Genomic DNA, 15,911 nt, shown 5'->3' on the forward strand with positions numbered 1-15,911 from the left:
GGCGGCCCGTTCGGGGCCGCCCGGACCGGTCAGGATCGGTGGCCGCGCGGGACCAGGGCCGCCCCGGCGAGCGGCACGGCGGCGAGCGCGAGCCAGGGGACCGGGCCGCCCATGTCCAGGAGCGCCCCCGCGGGCACACTGCCCAGGAGCACCACCAGCCCGGACAGCGAGGAGAGCGCACCCGTGAACAGGCCCAGGCGGGCGTCGTCAACGAGGTCGGGCAGCCAGGCCCGGACCGTCGGCACGATCAGGACCTGGCCCAGGGTCAGCGCGGTGACGAACGCGACGGAGGGCAGCAGCCCGCCCAGGGCCCCGACCGGTGTCAGCGCCGCGGCGGAGGCGAAGCCCAGCGAGACCAGCAGCAGCCCCCACACCAGGGTCGCGCGCCGGGACAGCCGGGCCGCGGCCCAGGACAGCACCGGGAACTGCGCGGCGATGTAGAGCACCGAGGACCACGCGAGCAGCCAGCCCAGCGCGGCCTGGGAACCGGTCGCCCGCTCCACCTCCCCCGGCAGCGCCAGGTAGAGCTGGTTGTAGGCCAGCAGGTAGCCGCTGTAGGCCAGGCACAGCCCCAGGAAGCGGCGGTCGCCGAGCAGGAGCCGCACCCCCTCGCGCAGGCGGGGCCGCCCCTCCCCGGCCCGCGGGCCGGAGGCGCCGTGCGCCTCCGGCCCGGGCATGAGCCGCAGGTGCCCTGCGAGCACGAGCGCGAAGACCGCCGCCCCGACCAGGCATGCGGCCCGGAACCCGCCGAGCAGGAGCAGGGAGCCCAGCAGCGGGCCGACGAGGGTTCCCGCCTGCCCGGAGACGGAGAACAGCGCGAGGACACGTGTGCGGGGCGTGCCCGAGGCCCGCTCGTGCCGCACCGCCTGGCGCACGATCTCCGTCTCGACCGCCGGGGAGAACAGCGCGGCGGCGAACCCGATGAGCAGCACCGACGCGATCACCGACGCCGTGCCCTCCGCGAAGCCGAGCCAGCAGAAACCGGCGATCCGCAGCGCGCAGCCCGCCAGCACCACGGGCCGCGCGCCGAACCGGTCGGTGAGCGTGCCGCCCACGACGAACAGGCCCTGCTGGCTGAAGGTGCGCAGGCCCAGCACGAGGCCGACCAGCCACCCGGCCAGGCCCAGCCCGCCGCCGAGGTGGTCGGCGAGGTAGGGCAGGACCGCGAAGAAGCCGACGTTGAACGCGAACTGGGAGCCGACCAGCAGCAGCGCCAGCGGGGGCAGAGCGCGCGCGTCGCGCAGCACCGCGGCCGCCCGCCCCGTCCCCGGGCGTCCCCCGCGCCGGGGCCCGGCGGCGCCCTCCGCCTGTTCCGCCCTCCCCCGGGCGTCACCGGCGGGGCTCACGGCGCGGTCGGGGTCGTGCATGCGCGGTGCTCCCCGACCGCCGCCGGGGAGGCCTCCACCAGCTCGCGCGTGTACGGGTCGGAGGGCTGGGAGAGCACCCGGCGGGCGGGCCCGGTCTCCACGACGCGCCCCTCCCTCATGACGGCGACGCGGTGGGCGACGTGTCCGACGAGCGCGAGGTCGTGGCAGATGAACAGGTAGCCCAGGCCCAGGGTGTCCTGGAGGCCGGTGAGCAGGTTGAGCACCCCGGCGCGCACCGAGGGGTCCAGGGCCGACACCGGTTCGTCCAGGACCAGCAGCCGCGGCTCGCAGGCCAGCGCGCGGGCGATCCCGACGCGCTGGCACTGCCCCCCGGACAGCTCGTGCGGCAGCCGGTCGCCGTGGGAGGCGTCCAGGCCGACCGTGTCCAGCAGGGCGGCCACGCGGTCCGGGCCGGTCCCCCGGTCCCAGCGCCCGTGGATGCGCAGGGGTTCGGCGACGGCGTCGCGCACGCGCAGGCGGGGACTGAGCGACCCGTACGGGTCCTGGAAGACCGGTTGGAGCGCGGGGCGCAGGGCGCGCAGGCGCGCCGGGTCCATCGTGGTCAGCTCGCTGCCCTCGAAGCGCACCGACCCGGAGTCGGGCCGGCGCAGGCCGACCACGGCGGAGGCCGTGCTGGTCTTCCCGCACCCCGACTCCCCGACCAGGGCGAGCGTCTCCCCCGCGCGGACGTCGAAGGACACCCCGTCGACGGCCGTCACGGGCGCGGAACGCCGCGCGCGCCCCGGGTAGCGCACCACCAGGTCGCGGACCGCCAGCAGCGGCGGGGCGGAGTGGGTCATGTCGTCCTTCCTCGTGGGGTGTGCGGGGTGCGGGCGCCGCCGCGCCGCGGTCACGGCACGTCCGCGAACAGGGAGCGCGCCGGGTCGGGGAGGTCCTGCCAGCGGTGGCACGAGACCAGTCTCCCCGGCTCGCCCGCGACGACCGGGGAGGGCTCGTGGGCGCGGCAGCGTGTCGCGGCGAGGGGGCACCTCGGCGCGAACGCGCAGCCCTGCGGCAGGGACGTCGGCGAGGGGGGCGATCCCGCGATGGCGGGGAGCCTGCGGTCCCGCGCCTCCCGGGGCGGGAGCGCGGCGAGCAGTCCGGCGGTGTAGGGGGCCCGCGGGTCGGTGAGGACCCGGTCCACCGGGCCCGACTCGACGTGCCGCCCCGCGTAGACGACCACCACCCGGTCCGCGTGGCCGCCGACGACCCCGAGGTCGTGGGTGACCAGGACGACCGAGGTCCCGGTCTGCCCGCTCAGCCCGCACAGGAGTTCCAGGACCCTCGCCTGCATGACGGGGTCCAGCGCGGTGGTGGGCTCGTCGGCGAAGACGACGTCGGGCCGGTTGACCGTGGCCATCGCAATGACGGCGCGCTGGCGCATGCCGCCGGAGAACTCGTGCGGGTAGGCGTGCGCGCGCCGGGCGGCGTCGGGGATGCCTACCCGGTCCAGGGCGGCCACGGCCTCCTCCCACGCCCGGGCCCGGCCGGTCCCGCGCACCGAGCGCACGGCCCGGACGAGCTGGGCGCCCACGGTGTGGACGGGGCTGAGCACGGTGAGGGCGTCCTGCGGGACCAGCGACATCCGCCGCCCCCGCACCGAGCGCAGGACGGACGGGCGCGCGCCGACCAGCTCCTGTCCGTCCAGCAGGACGCTCCCGGCGACCTGTGCGCCGTGGGGCGCCAGGCCCAGGACGGCGCGGGCGGTCAGGGACTTCCCGGCGCCCGACTCCCCCACGAGGGCGACCACCTCGCCGGGGTGCACGTCGAAGGACAGGCCGCGCACGGCCGGGACGGCGGTACCGCCGCGTTCGCGCAGGGTGACCCGCAGGTCGCGGACGCTCAGCAGGGGCGTGCGGCCGGGGGCGGCGTCGCCGGGGGCCGCGCCGCTGGGAACCGTGCCGCTGCCGCCGCTGTGGGAGCGGGGGCCCCCGCCGCCGGGAGCTGTGCGGTGGGGAACGCCGTCGTGGGGAACGCCGTGGTTCATCGTCCGGCTCCTTCCGGGATTCCGGCCCCGGCGGCGGCCGGGACCCGGCGCCGCCGGGCGGTGCGCCCGCCCGGGGGCAGGGTGGACAGGGAGACCGCGAACGCGGCGAGCAGCATGAGCATGGCGCCCGGGGCGAGCGCGGCCAGGGGCGCGCGCTCCACGTAGGGCAGGGACTCCGACAGGCTCAGCCCCCATTCCGCGGAGGGCGGCTGGGCCCCGAGGCCGAGGAACCCCAGCGAGGCCAGGGCCAGGGCGATGCCGGGGAGCCGGAGCACCGCGTTGCGGCCCACCGGACCCAGGACCGCGGGCAGGACGTGCCGCACCAGGATCCACCGGGAGTCGGCCCCCAGGGCCCTCTGGGCGTCGAGGTAGGCGGCGGCGCGCGTCTCCTGGACCAGCGAGGCCGCGTGCGCGGCGAGCGGCGGCCAGGACACCAGGGCGACGGCCACCGAGGCTCCGAGGGGGCCGGGGCCCATGACGGCGGCCACGAGGATCCCGGCGATGACCGGCGGCAGGGCGTTGGCCATGTCGGCGGCGCCCGCCGCCAGCGCGGGCCGGAACCCGACCACCAGCGCGACCGCGAGGCTCACCAGGCACACCAGCGCCGCGGTGCCCACGGTGGCGACGGCCCCGTGGCCGAGACGGGCGAGCACGTCGCGGCCCACGGCGTCGGTGCCCAGCGGGTGCGCCCACGAGGGCCCGGCGAGGCGCTCGGCCACGCTCACGGTCATCGCGTCCCGGGTCAGCCCCCACACGCACACGGTGAGGAGCAGCGCCGCGCACACCGCGGGCACCGACCGGCGCAGCGCTCCGGCCGGGGCCGTGGGCGGCGGCGACAGGGTCAGGGCCGCGTCGCGCAGGCCGGGCCCCAGCATCCACCGGCGCGCCGCCTGGGCGAGCAGGCCCGCCGCGGTTCCGAGGAGCACCAGGCCGAGGACCGCGCCCTGGAGCATGGGCAGGTCCTGGGACTGGGCGGCGCCCAGGGCGGTGCGGCCGATCCCGGGGACGGCGAAGACCGTCTCCACGGCGACCGCTCCCCCGGTCAGGCCGATCGCGACCATGCCGAACTGCGGGATGAGGGCCGGGGTCGCCCGGCGCAGCGCGGCCGCGCCGATGACGGCCGGGGAGCACCCCGAGGCGGCCCACAGGCCGACCCAGCGCTCGGCGAACACCGAGGGCAGGGCGTCGTCGACCAGCCGGCCCAGCAGCCCTCCGGCCGGGATTCCCAGCGCCAGGGCCGGCAGGACCAGGTTGACCGGCCCCTGCCAGCCGTAGGGCGGCAGCCAGCCCAGCCACACCGACAGGGAGACCATGAGCAGGACGGCGACCAGGAACTCGGGCAGGGCCGTGCACATGGCGGCGACCGCGCCGCTGCCCGACCCGCCCGGGCGCAGCGTGCCGCGAGCCCCGCGCACCAGGGCGGGCGCGCACAGCAGGGCCGCCAGCAGCAGGGCCACGCCGAGCGCGCACGCCATGACCAGGAGGGACACCCCCGTGGCCGAGACGACCGCGGGCAGGACGGGGGCGTCGGAGACCCAGGAGGAGCCCAGGTCGCCGCGGAGCGCCCCGCCGAACCAGCGGCCGAGCATCACCATCGGTCCGTCGGAGAGCCCCAGCTCCGCGCGGATCGCGTTGAGGGCCTCCTCGGTCGGCTCCTGCTCGGCCGAGCGGGCCCGCAGCACGGACAGCGCGGGGTCGCGGCCGGACAGCCACGGGAGCAGGCCGACCACGACGGTGATGACGGCCAGTGCCGCCACGCGGGAGAGCAGGGGGCCGAGGAGCCCGGAGCGGCGGGCCGGGCGGGGGCGCCGGGGCGCGGCCCGGCCCGGGTGCGCGGCGCCCATCAGTCCAGCCGGGTGCGCGAGGTGACGAGCAGGCGCTCGCGCGGGTCCTTGGCCGAGTCCACGACGCCGGCCGCGTCGCCCTGGATGACGCGCTCGTGCAGCATGGGGATGGCGGCGTCGGTGGCGAGGACGGCGGCCTCGGCCTCCAGGATCGCGGCGCGCCGCTCCTCGCCCGTCGGCGCCAGCTCGGCCGCCTCCAGGGCGGCGTCCACCCCCTCGTCGCACAGCTGGGCGATGTTGAAGGAGCCGTCGCAGGAGAAGTCGCTGGTCATGTACGCGGCGGGGTCCCCGGAGTCCAGGACGGTCGCGCGGGAGAGGATGAACGCGTCGAACTCGCCGCTGAGGGCGTCCTCCTCGATGTTGGCGTACTCGCGCACGACCTGCTCCACCTCGAACCCGGCGTCCTCCAGCTGCTGTTCGAGGACGGTCGCGACCTCGGGCAGCTCGGCGCGGTCGGTGAAGGTCGCCAGGGTGACGGACGCGCCGTCCGGGTCCTGCGCCTCCGTGGCGCCGGTGCGCGCGGGGCGCTCGGCGGCCCAGGGCAGCGCGGGTCCCAGAAGGCCCTCGGCCACGTCGGCGCGGCCCTCGTAGACGCCCTCGACCAGGGACTCGCGGTCGATCGCCTCACGCGCGGCGGCCCGCAGGCCGGGGTCCGTGAAGGGCCCCTCCTCGGTGTTGAGGTAGAGGGTGTTGGTGCGCGGCATCGGCACCTCGGTGAGGGTGTCCTCCTCCAGGAGCGCGGCCTGGGAGGTGGGCACGGACTCGACGATGTCGGCCTCGCCGGTGCGCAGGGCGGCGGCGCGTGCGGTCCCGTCGGGCACGAAGGCCACGTCGATGCCGGGGGCCAGGGCGGGTTCGCCCCAGTAGCCGTCGAAGCGGTCCAGGCGCGCGGCGGTGGTCCCGGTGACCTCGACCAGCTCGAAGGGGCCGGTCCCGGTGCCGACGGGGCTCACCGCGCCGCCCTCGTAGGCGCTCTGGGCGAGGATCGACAGCTGCGGCGAGGACAGCCGCTGCGGGACGAGGGGGTCCTCCTCGGCGGTGGTGACGGTCACGGTGTCGCCCCGCGCCTCCACCGCGATCTCCACGCCGTCGAGGATGCGCGGCTTGGGCGAGGCCTGCGCCGCGTACTCCAGCGCGTGGGCGGCGACGTCGGCGGTCAGCTCCGTGCCGTCGTGGAAGTCCACCCCCTCGCGGATGGTGAAGGTCCAGGTGGTGGGGTCGGTGCGGACCCACTCGGTGGCCAGGCCGGGCTGCGGGTCGCCGACCTCGTCCAGGGTGACGAGGGTCTCGGCGGTGCTCCACCGGGAGAGCTTGAAGGCGTCGTCGGTGAGGGGCGACAGGGCCGAGCGCGGCGGCTGCATCATGGCCACCGAGATCCGTCCGTCGTCGGCGGCGGTGTCGTCTCCGGCGGGGAAGCAGCCGGTGGCCGCGAGGGCGGCGGCCACGGCCAGGCAGGCGCCGGGCGGGGTCTTGTGGAGGTGCACGGGGGTTCTTCCAGGGGTCGGGTGTGGACGGGGCCGCCGCGCGACGGTGTCGCGACCGGCCAAAACAGCATATGACAACCGTTTTCATTATTGTCCACCAGTCCGCCCGGAACGCGACACCCCGCCCGCATCCGTCCGGAGGGTCGGAAACGACACGGGCCCGGGGCCCGGAGGGAGAACCCCCCGCGCCCCGGGCCCGTGCCCGGCCGGTGTCAGGCGCCGCCGGTGGCCGCCTCGACCTCGGCCATGAACTGCTCGGCCGCCTCGGCCGGGGTGATGTCGCCGAAGGCGAGGCTGTCGGTGACCCGCCCGGTGATCTCCACGACCTGGCCCGCGCCGATCGGCGGCGGCGGGTTGCCGTCCACGATCGTGTCCTCGATGCCGCTCATGAACTCGGCCATCTGCGCGTCGGCGCCGGGCAGGTCGTCGACGATCGCCTCACGCACCTCCACGTTGGCCGGGAGCCCCAGGTCGGCGAGGGTCAGCTCGGCCACCGCCGGGTCGTTGAGCATGTAGTCGACGAAGAGCGCCGCCTCCTCGGGGTGCTCGGACCCCGCGGAGACGGTGTAGAACATGGCCGGCTTGAAGAACCCGCCGGTCCGCTCGAACTCGGTCTCCCCCGGGTAGCGGAGCAGCTGGATGTCGCGGCCGGAGGACTCGGCCACCCCGCCGAGCTGGTTGCTCCAGAAGTGCGCCATCGCGCCCTGGTTGGTGGACACGACCGACTGGTCGACCCCGCCGCCCTGGATCTCCACGCCCTCGGCGGCGCTCGGCTGGCCGCCGTTGTCCTGGAGCTCCTGGGTGATCTCGAACCACGCCGTCAGGGTCTCCTGGGAGAATCCCAGCGAGCCGTCCTCGGCGTAGAGGTTCTCGCCGTGCTGGCGCGCGAAGACCTGGAACCCGGTCTCGTTGTAGCTCATGCTCTGGGTGCCGACGTACTCGCCGTCGCTGCCCTCGGTGATCTGCGCGGAGATCTCGACGTAGTCGTCCCACGTCCAGGTCTCGTCGTCGGGCATCTCCACGCCCGCGGCCTCGAAGGCCTCGGGGTCGGCGTGGATGGCGTAGGCGTTGACGCCGGTGGCCGCGCCGAAGGTCTGGCCGTCCAGGTCGCCGCTCTCGGCGATGAGCGGGTCCAGGCCGGACAGGTCCAGGCCGGCGGCCTCGTCGAGGTTCATGAGCGCGCCGCGGTCGGCGTACTCGCGCAGGTAGCGCTCCTCCTGCATGGCGATGTCGGGGGCGTCGTTGGCGGCGGTGTTGGTGGCCAGCCGGTCCCAGTAGGAGCTCCAGTCGGTGCTCTCCCCCGCGATGCGGATGCCGGGGTTCTCGGCCTCGAAGTTCTCGATGACCTGGAGCATGGTGGCCTGGCGCTCGTCGGAGCCCCACCAGGAGAAGCGGAGCTCGACGGTGTCGCCGTCGCCTCCGGAGCCTCCGCACGCGGAGGCGGCCATGACGATCGCGGCCGCGGCGGCGGTGGCGGTGAGGGCGGTGCCGCGGCGGCCCGCGCGGGACCGTCCTCGGCCGGGGGGTACGCGCATGGTGGTGTTTCCCTTCGGCTGCTGCGTTCCGGGGGCTGCTGCGTCCCGGGAGGGGGTACTGCTGTCCGGTCGGGAGGGTGGTGTCGGGCCGGCGGACCGGTCGGGGCTCCGGCCGGTGTCGCACCTGGCGGGGGCGCCGGGCCGGGGCGTCACGAACGGAGCGGGATCGCCGCAACCGTGCTGGTAAGCGCTATCCATGTTCTCAAGTGTTCATTTTTTAGCACCGCGTCACGTGGGGTGTCAACGCTCCCTTTCCGAACACGACACCCGCGCACCACACCCCGAATCCCCACTGATCCCGCCACCACCAGCAGAACCACGGGAAACAGCCGCCCCGGGAGGACGGAGGGCGAGAACCGAGCCCCGCACACCGCGGCATGTCGGATCGGACCCCTCGCGGCATCCTTTCCCCACCTCTTGCCCTCAGGATCGGAAAGCGTTTACCATGCCAAACGCGCACGCCACCGGCCGCACCGGGCCTCACCCCGGCCCGCCCGAGGACCCGGGAGTGCGGTCCGACCGGTCGCCGGACCCACGGCGCACCGCGAGCGCTCCATCCACCGGGGCGGGCGCGCGTGCCCGTTCCGGCGGATGGAGCGCCGATCGGACCACCGACCGCCCCGCCGTCGCGGACGCGCCCGTGGCCCGGGGCATCAGGACGGGGGGCGAACCAAGTAAGCCCGAAAGGGGCAATGGCCTGGTCAGCGGGCAGGTGGGGATCATGGGTAAGAACACGGAGACGGACAAGGACGCGGCCGCGCGGATCCAGTCCGCCGCGGCTCGTGACCCGGAGTCCGACACCGCGCAAAGCGGTTTCGACTGATCCCGCCGGTGCGTGGCCGCCGTTCAGTAGTCGACGGTGGCGGCGTCCGCCGCGGCCTGGGCGTCGTCCTCGGTGGGCAGGGTGCAGGCCCGCACGGTCTCCACCCGGGAGTGGCCGAGCAGCTCGGCGACGACCACCAGGTCGTGTCCACCGCGGACGAGGTCGGTGGCGAAGGTGTGGCGCAGGGTGTGCGGAGAGATCTCCGGCCCCGCCCGGCGTCCGGTGGTGCGGATGACGTGGTCGATGGTCCGCGCCGAGATCCGCCGACCGCCCCGGGCCGGGAACAGCGCCGGCGCGGCCTCGGATCGGATAAGACAGGTAGCTCCGCGATGCGGCCGCAGCCACGCCTGGTTGAGTAGTCGCCGATGGCCGCCCCTGACGCGAGCGGAGGCTCCCGTTGGCTGCTCAGGTGTTCTCCGAGGCCGAACTCGCCGGACTGCGGTTCCTCGTGGTGTATTCCAGGTCAGCGTTCGACGCGCCGGTCACACGGCTTGGAATGAGCCGCCGTCGATACGGAAGTCCGAGCCGGTGATCCAGGCGGCCTGGTCGGAAACCAGGAAAGTGACCAGGTCGGCGACCTCGGCGGGTTGCCCGGGACGTCCCAGGGGAATGCCGCCGACCCATTTTTCGAGCATCTGCGCAGTGGGGTCGTCGGGGGCGCCGTGGGCGGATTGTGCGAGCATCGCGGAAATTGCGTCATTGGCGATCAGGCCGGGGGAAATCCTGTTGACCCGGACACCGCGCCCGGCGAATTCGTTGGCCAGTGCTTTGCTGTAGGTCGACAGCGCCGCCTTCGCTGCCTGGTAGGGGGCGTCGGGGCCGATCGGGAGGTGGGCGCCCACCGAGGTGACGTGGATGATCACGCCGCTGCCTCCTGCGATCATGTCGGGGAGCACCGCGCGGTCCAGGCGGACCGAAGGCAGCAGGTTCAGCTGGAGTGTCCGTTCCCAGATGTCGTCCGATGCCGATAGCAGTCCGTCGGGTGGTGGGGTACCGGCACCGACGTTGTTGATCAGTACGTCGATATCGCCGAGCAGATCGGTCGCGGCGGTGACCAGCTCGGCGCAGCCGTCTGCTGTGCTGAGGTCGGCTGAGATGAAATGCACTGCGGTCGGCAGGTTCCCGGGATCTTTTCTGGCCGTCGCGACGACCGTCGCGCCGGCGGCTGCGAGCCGGGAGGCGACGGCGCGCCCGATTCCTTTGCTGCCACCGGTGACAAGAACGCGGCGCCCGCGCAGGCCGCCCGACTCGTGGGCTGTCGTCATGATCGGTTCGGGCATGCTGTTCCTCTTTCACGAAGGAGGTGGGTAGTGGTCACGGGTCAGCGATGGAGAATCGTGGATTCGATGATTCGCTTCCCGATACGGGCGGCGATTCCGGCCGGTAACAGCCTGCTGGAGATGAAGGTCTGCAGAGCGTTTCCACCGCCGTCCACAATGGCGGGCCGCCGCCGGCTCAGTGCGGCCAGAGCGGTGCGGGCCACGTCTGCGGGCTGACGTTTGCGCAGTGGCGACGCCGCTGCGTTCATCGGAGTGTCGGTGGGTCCGGGGGCGACGGCCACAACCCGCACGCCAGTGCCGGCGACCTCGGCCCATAGGGCCTGGGTGAATGAGAGCACGAAGGACTTGGACGCGGAGTAGGCGGCCATGTACGGCGTCGGCTGGTAGGCGCCCGTGCTGGAGATGTTGAGCACCGACCCGCGGCCGCGTCGCACCATGCCGGGGAGCAGCCGGGCGGTCAGTTCCGCCAGTGTCCCGACGTTGAGTTCCAGCATCGCGCGCAGCCGCATCGGGTCGGTGTCGGCAAGGGCACCCAGTTGGCTGGCGGCGGCGTTGTTGACCAGCATCTCCACCTCGATCCCTGCCTCAGCGAGCTGGTGCGCGAGGAGCCGGGGTGATTCGCGGTCGGCGAGGTCGAGGGGCGCGGTGAGGACATCGACGCCGTACTGAACGCGTAGGCGGGTCGCCGTCGTCTCCAGGAGTTCGGCGGAGCGGGCCACCAGAACGAGATGGGCGCCGTGTCCGGCCAACTGGTCGGCGATCTCGGCTCCGATGCCGGACGTGGCGCCGGTCACGACTGCGGTTCGGCCTTTCATCTGCGGTGCGGTGGTCATGCCCGGAACGCTAAACTATGACATCAGTGTCAAGGTCAACATCGGAGATGTTCGGAGAAGCGCGGTGCGAATCGGAGAACTCAGCGCGGCCACGGGCGCGAGCAGTCGCTCCCTGCGCTACTACGAGCAACAGGGCCTGCTGCGAAGCCGCCGTACAGCCAACGGCTACCGGGAGTACGAGCCGGACGCGGTGGAGCGAGTCGCCTTCATCCAGGACCTGTTCAGCGCGGGCCTGTCCTCGCAGGTCATCCGCGACAGCCTTCCGCTTGCCGGACACACGCGCACGGAAGCGGACTGCTCAGCACTTCTCACTCGTGTCCGCGAGGTTCGTGACGAACTCGCCCGGCAGGAGCTGCGCCTGGCACAACGCCGGAAGACCCTCGACAGTTATCTCGCCGGTGAAGCGACACCCCGCGGCCTGCTGGCCGCGTCTCCCCGGCAAGCCGCGGACAGCATGGCGGACTGACAGGCCATTCGTTCGCTGCTCCTGTGGTGGCGCTGTCGCCGAGAGCGCCCCCAAGCCCGGGGGGCGCATTCTCGCGCCGAGGCCGTGTACTTGACGTCGTCGCGCTCCTGCCGGGCGCGAGGCGTCTTCGATGGCGATGCACCCGGCCGGGCAGCGGCGCACACCGGTTCGGGCGTCCTGGGCGACGACCTGGGCGGGGTGGTCCTCGGCGCCGGGTGCGGGCGGGGTACCCCAGGTGCGGGTCACTGGTCGAAGTCCTCCCACTTTGCGATGCGGCGCTCCAACGGCGGCACCGGACCCCTGCCCGGGAGCCCGCCCGGGTGTCCGCACGCCCGCCGGGCGCACTCGCCCCGGCAGGCGGCGAGCTGGCCACCGTTGCGGCCGATCACCACCTGCTCCTGGGGGTCGGTGGTGCGCAGGTCCGCCTCGCAGCTCACGCACTCCGAAGTGAAGAGCATCTCGTCACTGAAGCGCCGGCGCTTGGCCGGTCTGCCCGAGCTGAGCGCCTCGTCGGTGGAGTACTGGGACATCGTCGGGTTCCTTTCCGTGTACGGGCCCGGCCCAGGCCCAGGCGGCCAGGTCCGTGCTCCAGGGCGACCAGCACCGAGTCGTCGGACGAGGTCGCCTTCAGCTCCAGCTTGGCGGCCAGGTCGAACATCACCGCCCGGTCCTTCTTGAAGAACCGGTGCACCAACGCCTCGTGGTTGTCGCCGTGAAAGGCCGACACCTCTTCTTGAACTGCGGGGAGGCCGTGCGCTCGATCGAGGCCACCGACGGCCCCCTCCAGAACGGGGGCAGGGGGTCGCGGACACGGTAGCCAGGGGCCGGTCAGGAGAGTGGGGCTTTCACCCGACCACAACCCAACACGGGCCTGCATCACGGGGTGGTGGGGGCCGTTGCCCCTTTCCGGCTTACTTGGTTCGCCCCCGGGACCGCTGGGCAGGGGTGGCGCGGCTCTTGCGCATCAGCTGCGCCGAGCGGGCCGCGCGGGCCGTGACCAGGACGGCGGACCGGCGGCCGAAGAACCGTGACAGGGACGTGGCGAGCACGTTGCCGGCGCGCGAGAGCGCGCTCGGGACCGACCTGCGGCGGTCGAGCGCCCGGAGCAGCGCCAGGGCGACCTCGTCGGGGGTCTGGAAACCGCCCGGGTACCCCTCGGCGCCGATCGCGTCGAAGAACTCCGTACGGGTCAGCCCCGGCGAGAACGCCATGGTGCGCAGCCCGCTGTCCCGGGTCTCCCACCACAGCGCCTCGGTGAAGGACAGCACGAACGACTTGGTCGCCGCATAGGCGGCCATCCCCGGGATCGGCTGGTAGGCGGCCATGCTGGCGACGTTGACCAGGTAGCCGTCGCCCCTCTCCGCCAGCCGGCCCACGAAGGCCCGGCTGAGGTCGACGACGGCGCCCACGTTGAGGGCGACCATCGCGCCGAGCTCGTCGGGGTCCTGCTCCCGGAACGCACCGTCCATGCCGACCCCGGCGTTGTTGACGAGGCTGGTCACCTCCAGGCCGCGGCGGTCGATCTCGGCGGCCAGGTCCCTTCCCGCCCCGGGACGGCCGAGGTCGGCGGAGACGGTCTCCACCCCGACGCCGTGGGCGTCGCGGAGTTCGGCCGCCAGCGCCTCCAGCCTCTCGGCGCGCCGGGCGACGAGGACCAGGCCCGTCCCGCGTTCGGCGAGCCTGCGGGCCAGGGCGGCGCCGATGCCGGAACTGGCCCCGGTGATGAGTGTGGTCTGCGAAGCGTGGTCGATGCTCATGCCGACACCATACGACAGTTGTGACACCAAGTGTCAACTTTGTCGCTCGATGACGCACTGTGTAGAGTGCGGGGGTGCGCAGTGAAGAACCGGTACCGGGCCTGAGGGAACGCACCCGCCGAGCGGTACACCGGGAGATCGCCGAGGCCGGGATGCGCCTCTTCCTCGAACGCGGTTTCGAGGAGACGACCATCGACCAGATCGCGGAGGCCGCGGGGATCTCCCGCCGCTCCTTCTTCCGCTACTTCGGGACCAAGGAGGACGTGGTCCTCGGCGACCTCGTCGACCGGGGCCGCCGGGTCCGTGACGCGCTCGTGGAGCGCCCGCCCGAGGAGGAGCCCTGGGAGGCGGTCCGGGCCTCCCTGCTGAGCCTGCGCACCGTGCAGCCGGTCGACACCGACCGCGAGCTCCGGATAGGGCAGATGCTGCACCGGACCCCCTCCCTGCGCGCCCGCCACATGGAGAAGCAGCTCGCCTGGAAGGAACTCCTCGTCCCCGAGCTCGCCCGGCGCCTGCGCGGCGCGGACGACCCGGACGGGACGGCGGCCGAGCACCGCTCCGCCGCGATCGTGGCCACGGCCCTGGCCTGCCTCGACGTGGCCAGTGAGACCTGGCTCCGCCTCGACGGCGCCGTCCCCCTCGAACAGCTCTGGGACGAGGCCGTCTCCGCCGTCCGGGGGTGAGGCCGACGGGGCGGCCTGAGTCCGCCACTCTCCGTGCGGCTGGCGCCCATGCCGGTGACCACGAGCGCCACGAACACCAGGACGTCCCCGGTGCCCACATCGGGTCGGAGCGCCTCCTCCGCCCGTGCGGACCGGACTCCGGCCCGTCGTCGGCCGAGACGGTCAGACCGGGTCGACTTGGGGCCTGAGCAGGCAGAACTCGTTGCCCTCGGGATCGGCGAGCACGTACCGGGGCTCCTCCCCGGTCTGGCCGATGTCGACGCGCTCGGCGCCCGCGGCCAGGAGGCGTTCGAGCTCGGCGTCCGTGCGGAGCCTCATGCTCTGGTCCGGGTTCCCGTTCCTCGACGTCCAGGCGCGGGGCAGGACGGTGTGGATGGCGCAGAAGGCCAGGACGTCGGTCTGCAACCCGAACATGAGGTCCAGGAAGCGCGGGCAGTGGCCACCCACGTCCCCGCAGCAATGCACCCGACCGAACGAACTGGCGCACGCGGACGTCAAGATATTCGGTGGCATCCCCGACAAGCGTTCCCTGGGCCAGCACAACCGCGCCGCTCCCAAAGGGGGCTGCTCCGCTGCAGATACCACTGGTTTCACATCGCGGTCAGCGGACCTCCCGCTGTCCGCGTGGGTCCCCCATGCCGGTAAGCTTCATGGCCTTCTGAACCACTCACGCCTGACGGTCCGGTGGCTCGCTCGAAACTCGGTTCCGCTCCTGAATCAGATCAGTCCCAGAAGGACCTCGCGTCCTTCTGTACCGTCCTCCGAGTAACTGAGGACCACTGCGCCGGGGGCGGCGGTGGCGGACAAAACTGCCTCGTCGTCTTCCAGTCCAGCATCGCTGACGTCGATGTTCGTAGGCTCAGCATCGTTTCCCCACGCGTGGAACCACACCCGAGCTTCCGAATCACGAGTGTCGGAGCCATGGCCGACGACACCGCCTTCCAGTGCCACCGGATACTCTGTCCGGCTTGTTCCGTGAGGCATGGAGAGCGCTTCCAGGACCGTCCCCGACCGGTCTGTCCTCTGATACTCGGAGTCCTCTCCGAATTGGATCACGACCGACTCGTCCTCAAGGACTCCGATGACCGCGCCGTCCCACTCTCCGAAGACCTCCCCGGTTGCAACGTCGAACACGCGAGTAGCACCGCTCTGAGTCCTGACCGCCAGGTATTGATCAGTGAGGGGATCGTAACGGCGTTCGGGGGCGTTCAATTCGGGATCGGAGCTTCCGAAGCCCTCTTCGAACCGCCACAGCTCCTCACCCGAGGTCAGGTCGCGGCCGAGCAGGCCGGCTCCGTCATCGCCCCCTGCGCAGGAGTAACCCTCCAGAACGATGTCGCCCATGACCATACCCACGGTGGTGTCACTATTCGTAGCCTCGATGGTCGTGCACTCGGGCGGCTCTTGCTGGACCCACAGGTTCTCCCCGGTGTCGAGCGCAACCGCTCGCAGGGCGGGATCGTCGAAGGGGTCTCGGGCGATCCTCACGCCGTGGGCCACGTTCCGGCTGAAGGCTCCTGCATCGATTCCGCTGTCACCACTGGAGCTCTCCTCGATCGCGATTTCCTGGAGGACTTCTCCCGTGGATGGATCCAATTCGACCAAGCTAGGGCCGGTCTCGGAGCCCTCTGTCTCGACAGCCAGATAGTCACCTGCATGTGAGGCATACGCCGCGCGGGCATTGTCTCCCACCCGGTACTGCCACAACTCCTCACCGGTGTCTCCCGCCAGAGCGACGAAGCCGTCGTCCAGGAGAACCACGATACCCACGGGAACTGGAACTGTATCGACGAGGCGAGTTCCTTCTGGTATCTCCCATTCCCAACCAACTCGTTCAACACGCTCCGGGTAG

Annotated in this window: 14 protein-coding genes and 2 pseudogenes; 2 read left to right on the top strand and 14 right to left on the bottom strand. The window is 73.0% G+C overall.

Annotated features, from left to right (window positions below; genetic code table 11):
* Positions 1–29 precede the first annotated feature (29 nt).
* The 9 genes from ACWGL3_RS17375 to ACWGL3_RS17415 form a co-directional block, all read right to left on the bottom strand.
* Positions 30–1,367, bottom strand: a complete 1,338-nt coding sequence (locus tag ACWGL3_RS17375; RefSeq protein ID WP_452461540.1) for an MFS transporter — start codon at positions 1,365–1,367, stop codon at positions 30–32.
* Positions 1,343–2,167: an ABC transporter ATP-binding protein gene (locus tag ACWGL3_RS17380; RefSeq protein ID WP_452461541.1), complete on the bottom strand. Its 825-nt coding sequence runs from the start codon at positions 2,165–2,167 to the stop codon at positions 1,343–1,345. Before ACWGL3_RS17380 ends, ACWGL3_RS17375 begins: the two co-directional genes overlap by 25 nt.
* Positions 2,168–2,217: 50 nt before the next feature.
* Positions 2,218–3,354: an ABC transporter ATP-binding protein gene (locus tag ACWGL3_RS17385; RefSeq protein ID WP_452461542.1), complete on the bottom strand. Its 1,137-nt coding sequence runs from the start codon at positions 3,352–3,354 to the stop codon at positions 2,218–2,220.
* Positions 3,351–5,198 (bottom strand): ABC transporter permease subunit, encoded by a 1,848-nt coding sequence (locus tag ACWGL3_RS17390; protein WP_267949600.1) that lies wholly within the window; start codon positions 5,196–5,198, stop codon positions 3,351–3,353. The genes ACWGL3_RS17385 and ACWGL3_RS17390 overlap by 4 nt, the downstream gene beginning before the upstream one ends.
* On the bottom strand, positions 5,198–6,682 hold the full coding sequence (locus ACWGL3_RS17395) for an ABC transporter substrate-binding protein (RefSeq protein WP_452461543.1): 1,485 nt from the start codon (positions 6,680–6,682) through the stop codon (positions 5,198–5,200). The genes ACWGL3_RS17390 and ACWGL3_RS17395 overlap by 1 nt, the downstream gene beginning before the upstream one ends.
* Before the next feature lie 212 nt (positions 6,683–6,894).
* Positions 6,895–8,217, bottom strand: coding sequence for an ABC transporter substrate-binding protein (locus tag ACWGL3_RS17400; RefSeq protein ID WP_267949598.1), 1,323 nt, complete (start codon positions 8,215–8,217; stop codon positions 6,895–6,897).
* Between the two features lie 846 nt (positions 8,218–9,063).
* Positions 9,064–9,507, bottom strand: coding sequence for a tyrosine-type recombinase/integrase (locus ACWGL3_RS17405; RefSeq protein ID WP_452461548.1), 444 nt, complete (start codon positions 9,505–9,507; stop codon positions 9,064–9,066).
* A 15-nt stretch (positions 9,508–9,522) separates the two neighbouring features.
* Complete coding sequence (locus ACWGL3_RS17410) at positions 9,523–10,320, bottom strand: SDR family oxidoreductase (RefSeq protein ID WP_267949597.1); 798 nt, start codon at positions 10,318–10,320, stop codon at positions 9,523–9,525.
* Between the two features lie 41 nt (positions 10,321–10,361).
* Complete coding sequence (locus ACWGL3_RS17415) at positions 10,362–11,153, bottom strand: SDR family NAD(P)-dependent oxidoreductase (protein WP_267949596.1); 792 nt, start codon at positions 11,151–11,153, stop codon at positions 10,362–10,364.
* A gap of 64 nt (positions 11,154–11,217) precedes the next feature.
* Here ACWGL3_RS17415 and ACWGL3_RS17420 point away from each other — a divergent pair, with 64 nt between their 5' ends.
* Complete coding sequence (locus tag ACWGL3_RS17420; RefSeq protein ID WP_452461544.1) at positions 11,218–11,619, top strand: MerR family transcriptional regulator; 402 nt, start codon at positions 11,218–11,220, stop codon at positions 11,617–11,619.
* Between the two features lie 242 nt (positions 11,620–11,861).
* On the opposite strand, the gene ACWGL3_RS17425 is transcribed toward ACWGL3_RS17420, so the two are convergent.
* From ACWGL3_RS17425 to ACWGL3_RS17435, 3 genes and pseudogenes are all read right to left on the bottom strand, one after another.
* On the bottom strand, positions 11,862–12,149 hold the full coding sequence (locus ACWGL3_RS17425) for a hypothetical protein (RefSeq protein ID WP_452461549.1): 288 nt from the start codon (positions 12,147–12,149) through the stop codon (positions 11,862–11,864).
* Positions 12,128–12,352 (bottom strand): annotated as a pseudogene (locus ACWGL3_RS17430) (hypothetical protein); the annotation flags it as partial. The gene ACWGL3_RS17425 and the pseudogene ACWGL3_RS17430, both read right to left, overlap by 22 nt.
* Before the next feature lie 178 nt (positions 12,353–12,530).
* Positions 12,531–13,376, bottom strand: coding sequence for an SDR family NAD(P)-dependent oxidoreductase (locus ACWGL3_RS17435; RefSeq protein ID WP_452461545.1), 846 nt, complete (start codon positions 13,374–13,376; stop codon positions 12,531–12,533).
* Positions 13,377–13,450: 74 nt separating this feature from the next.
* Between ACWGL3_RS17435 and ACWGL3_RS17440 the strand changes: the two genes are divergently transcribed.
* Positions 13,451–14,059, top strand: a complete 609-nt coding sequence (locus tag ACWGL3_RS17440; protein WP_267949592.1) for a TetR family transcriptional regulator — start codon at positions 13,451–13,453, stop codon at positions 14,057–14,059.
* A 162-nt stretch (positions 14,060–14,221) separates the two neighbouring features.
* On the opposite strand, the pseudogene ACWGL3_RS17445 reads toward ACWGL3_RS17440, so the two are convergent.
* A pseudogene (locus ACWGL3_RS17445) lies at positions 14,222–14,362 on the bottom strand (VOC family protein); the annotation flags it as partial.
* Between the two features lie 414 nt (positions 14,363–14,776).
* Positions 14,777–15,829, bottom strand: coding sequence for an outer membrane protein assembly factor BamB family protein (locus ACWGL3_RS17450; protein ID WP_267949591.1), 1,053 nt, complete (start codon positions 15,827–15,829; stop codon positions 14,777–14,779).
* Positions 15,830–15,911: the final 82 nt, after the last annotated feature.

It is taken from the genome of Nocardiopsis sp. NPDC055824 (assembly GCF_053616335.1).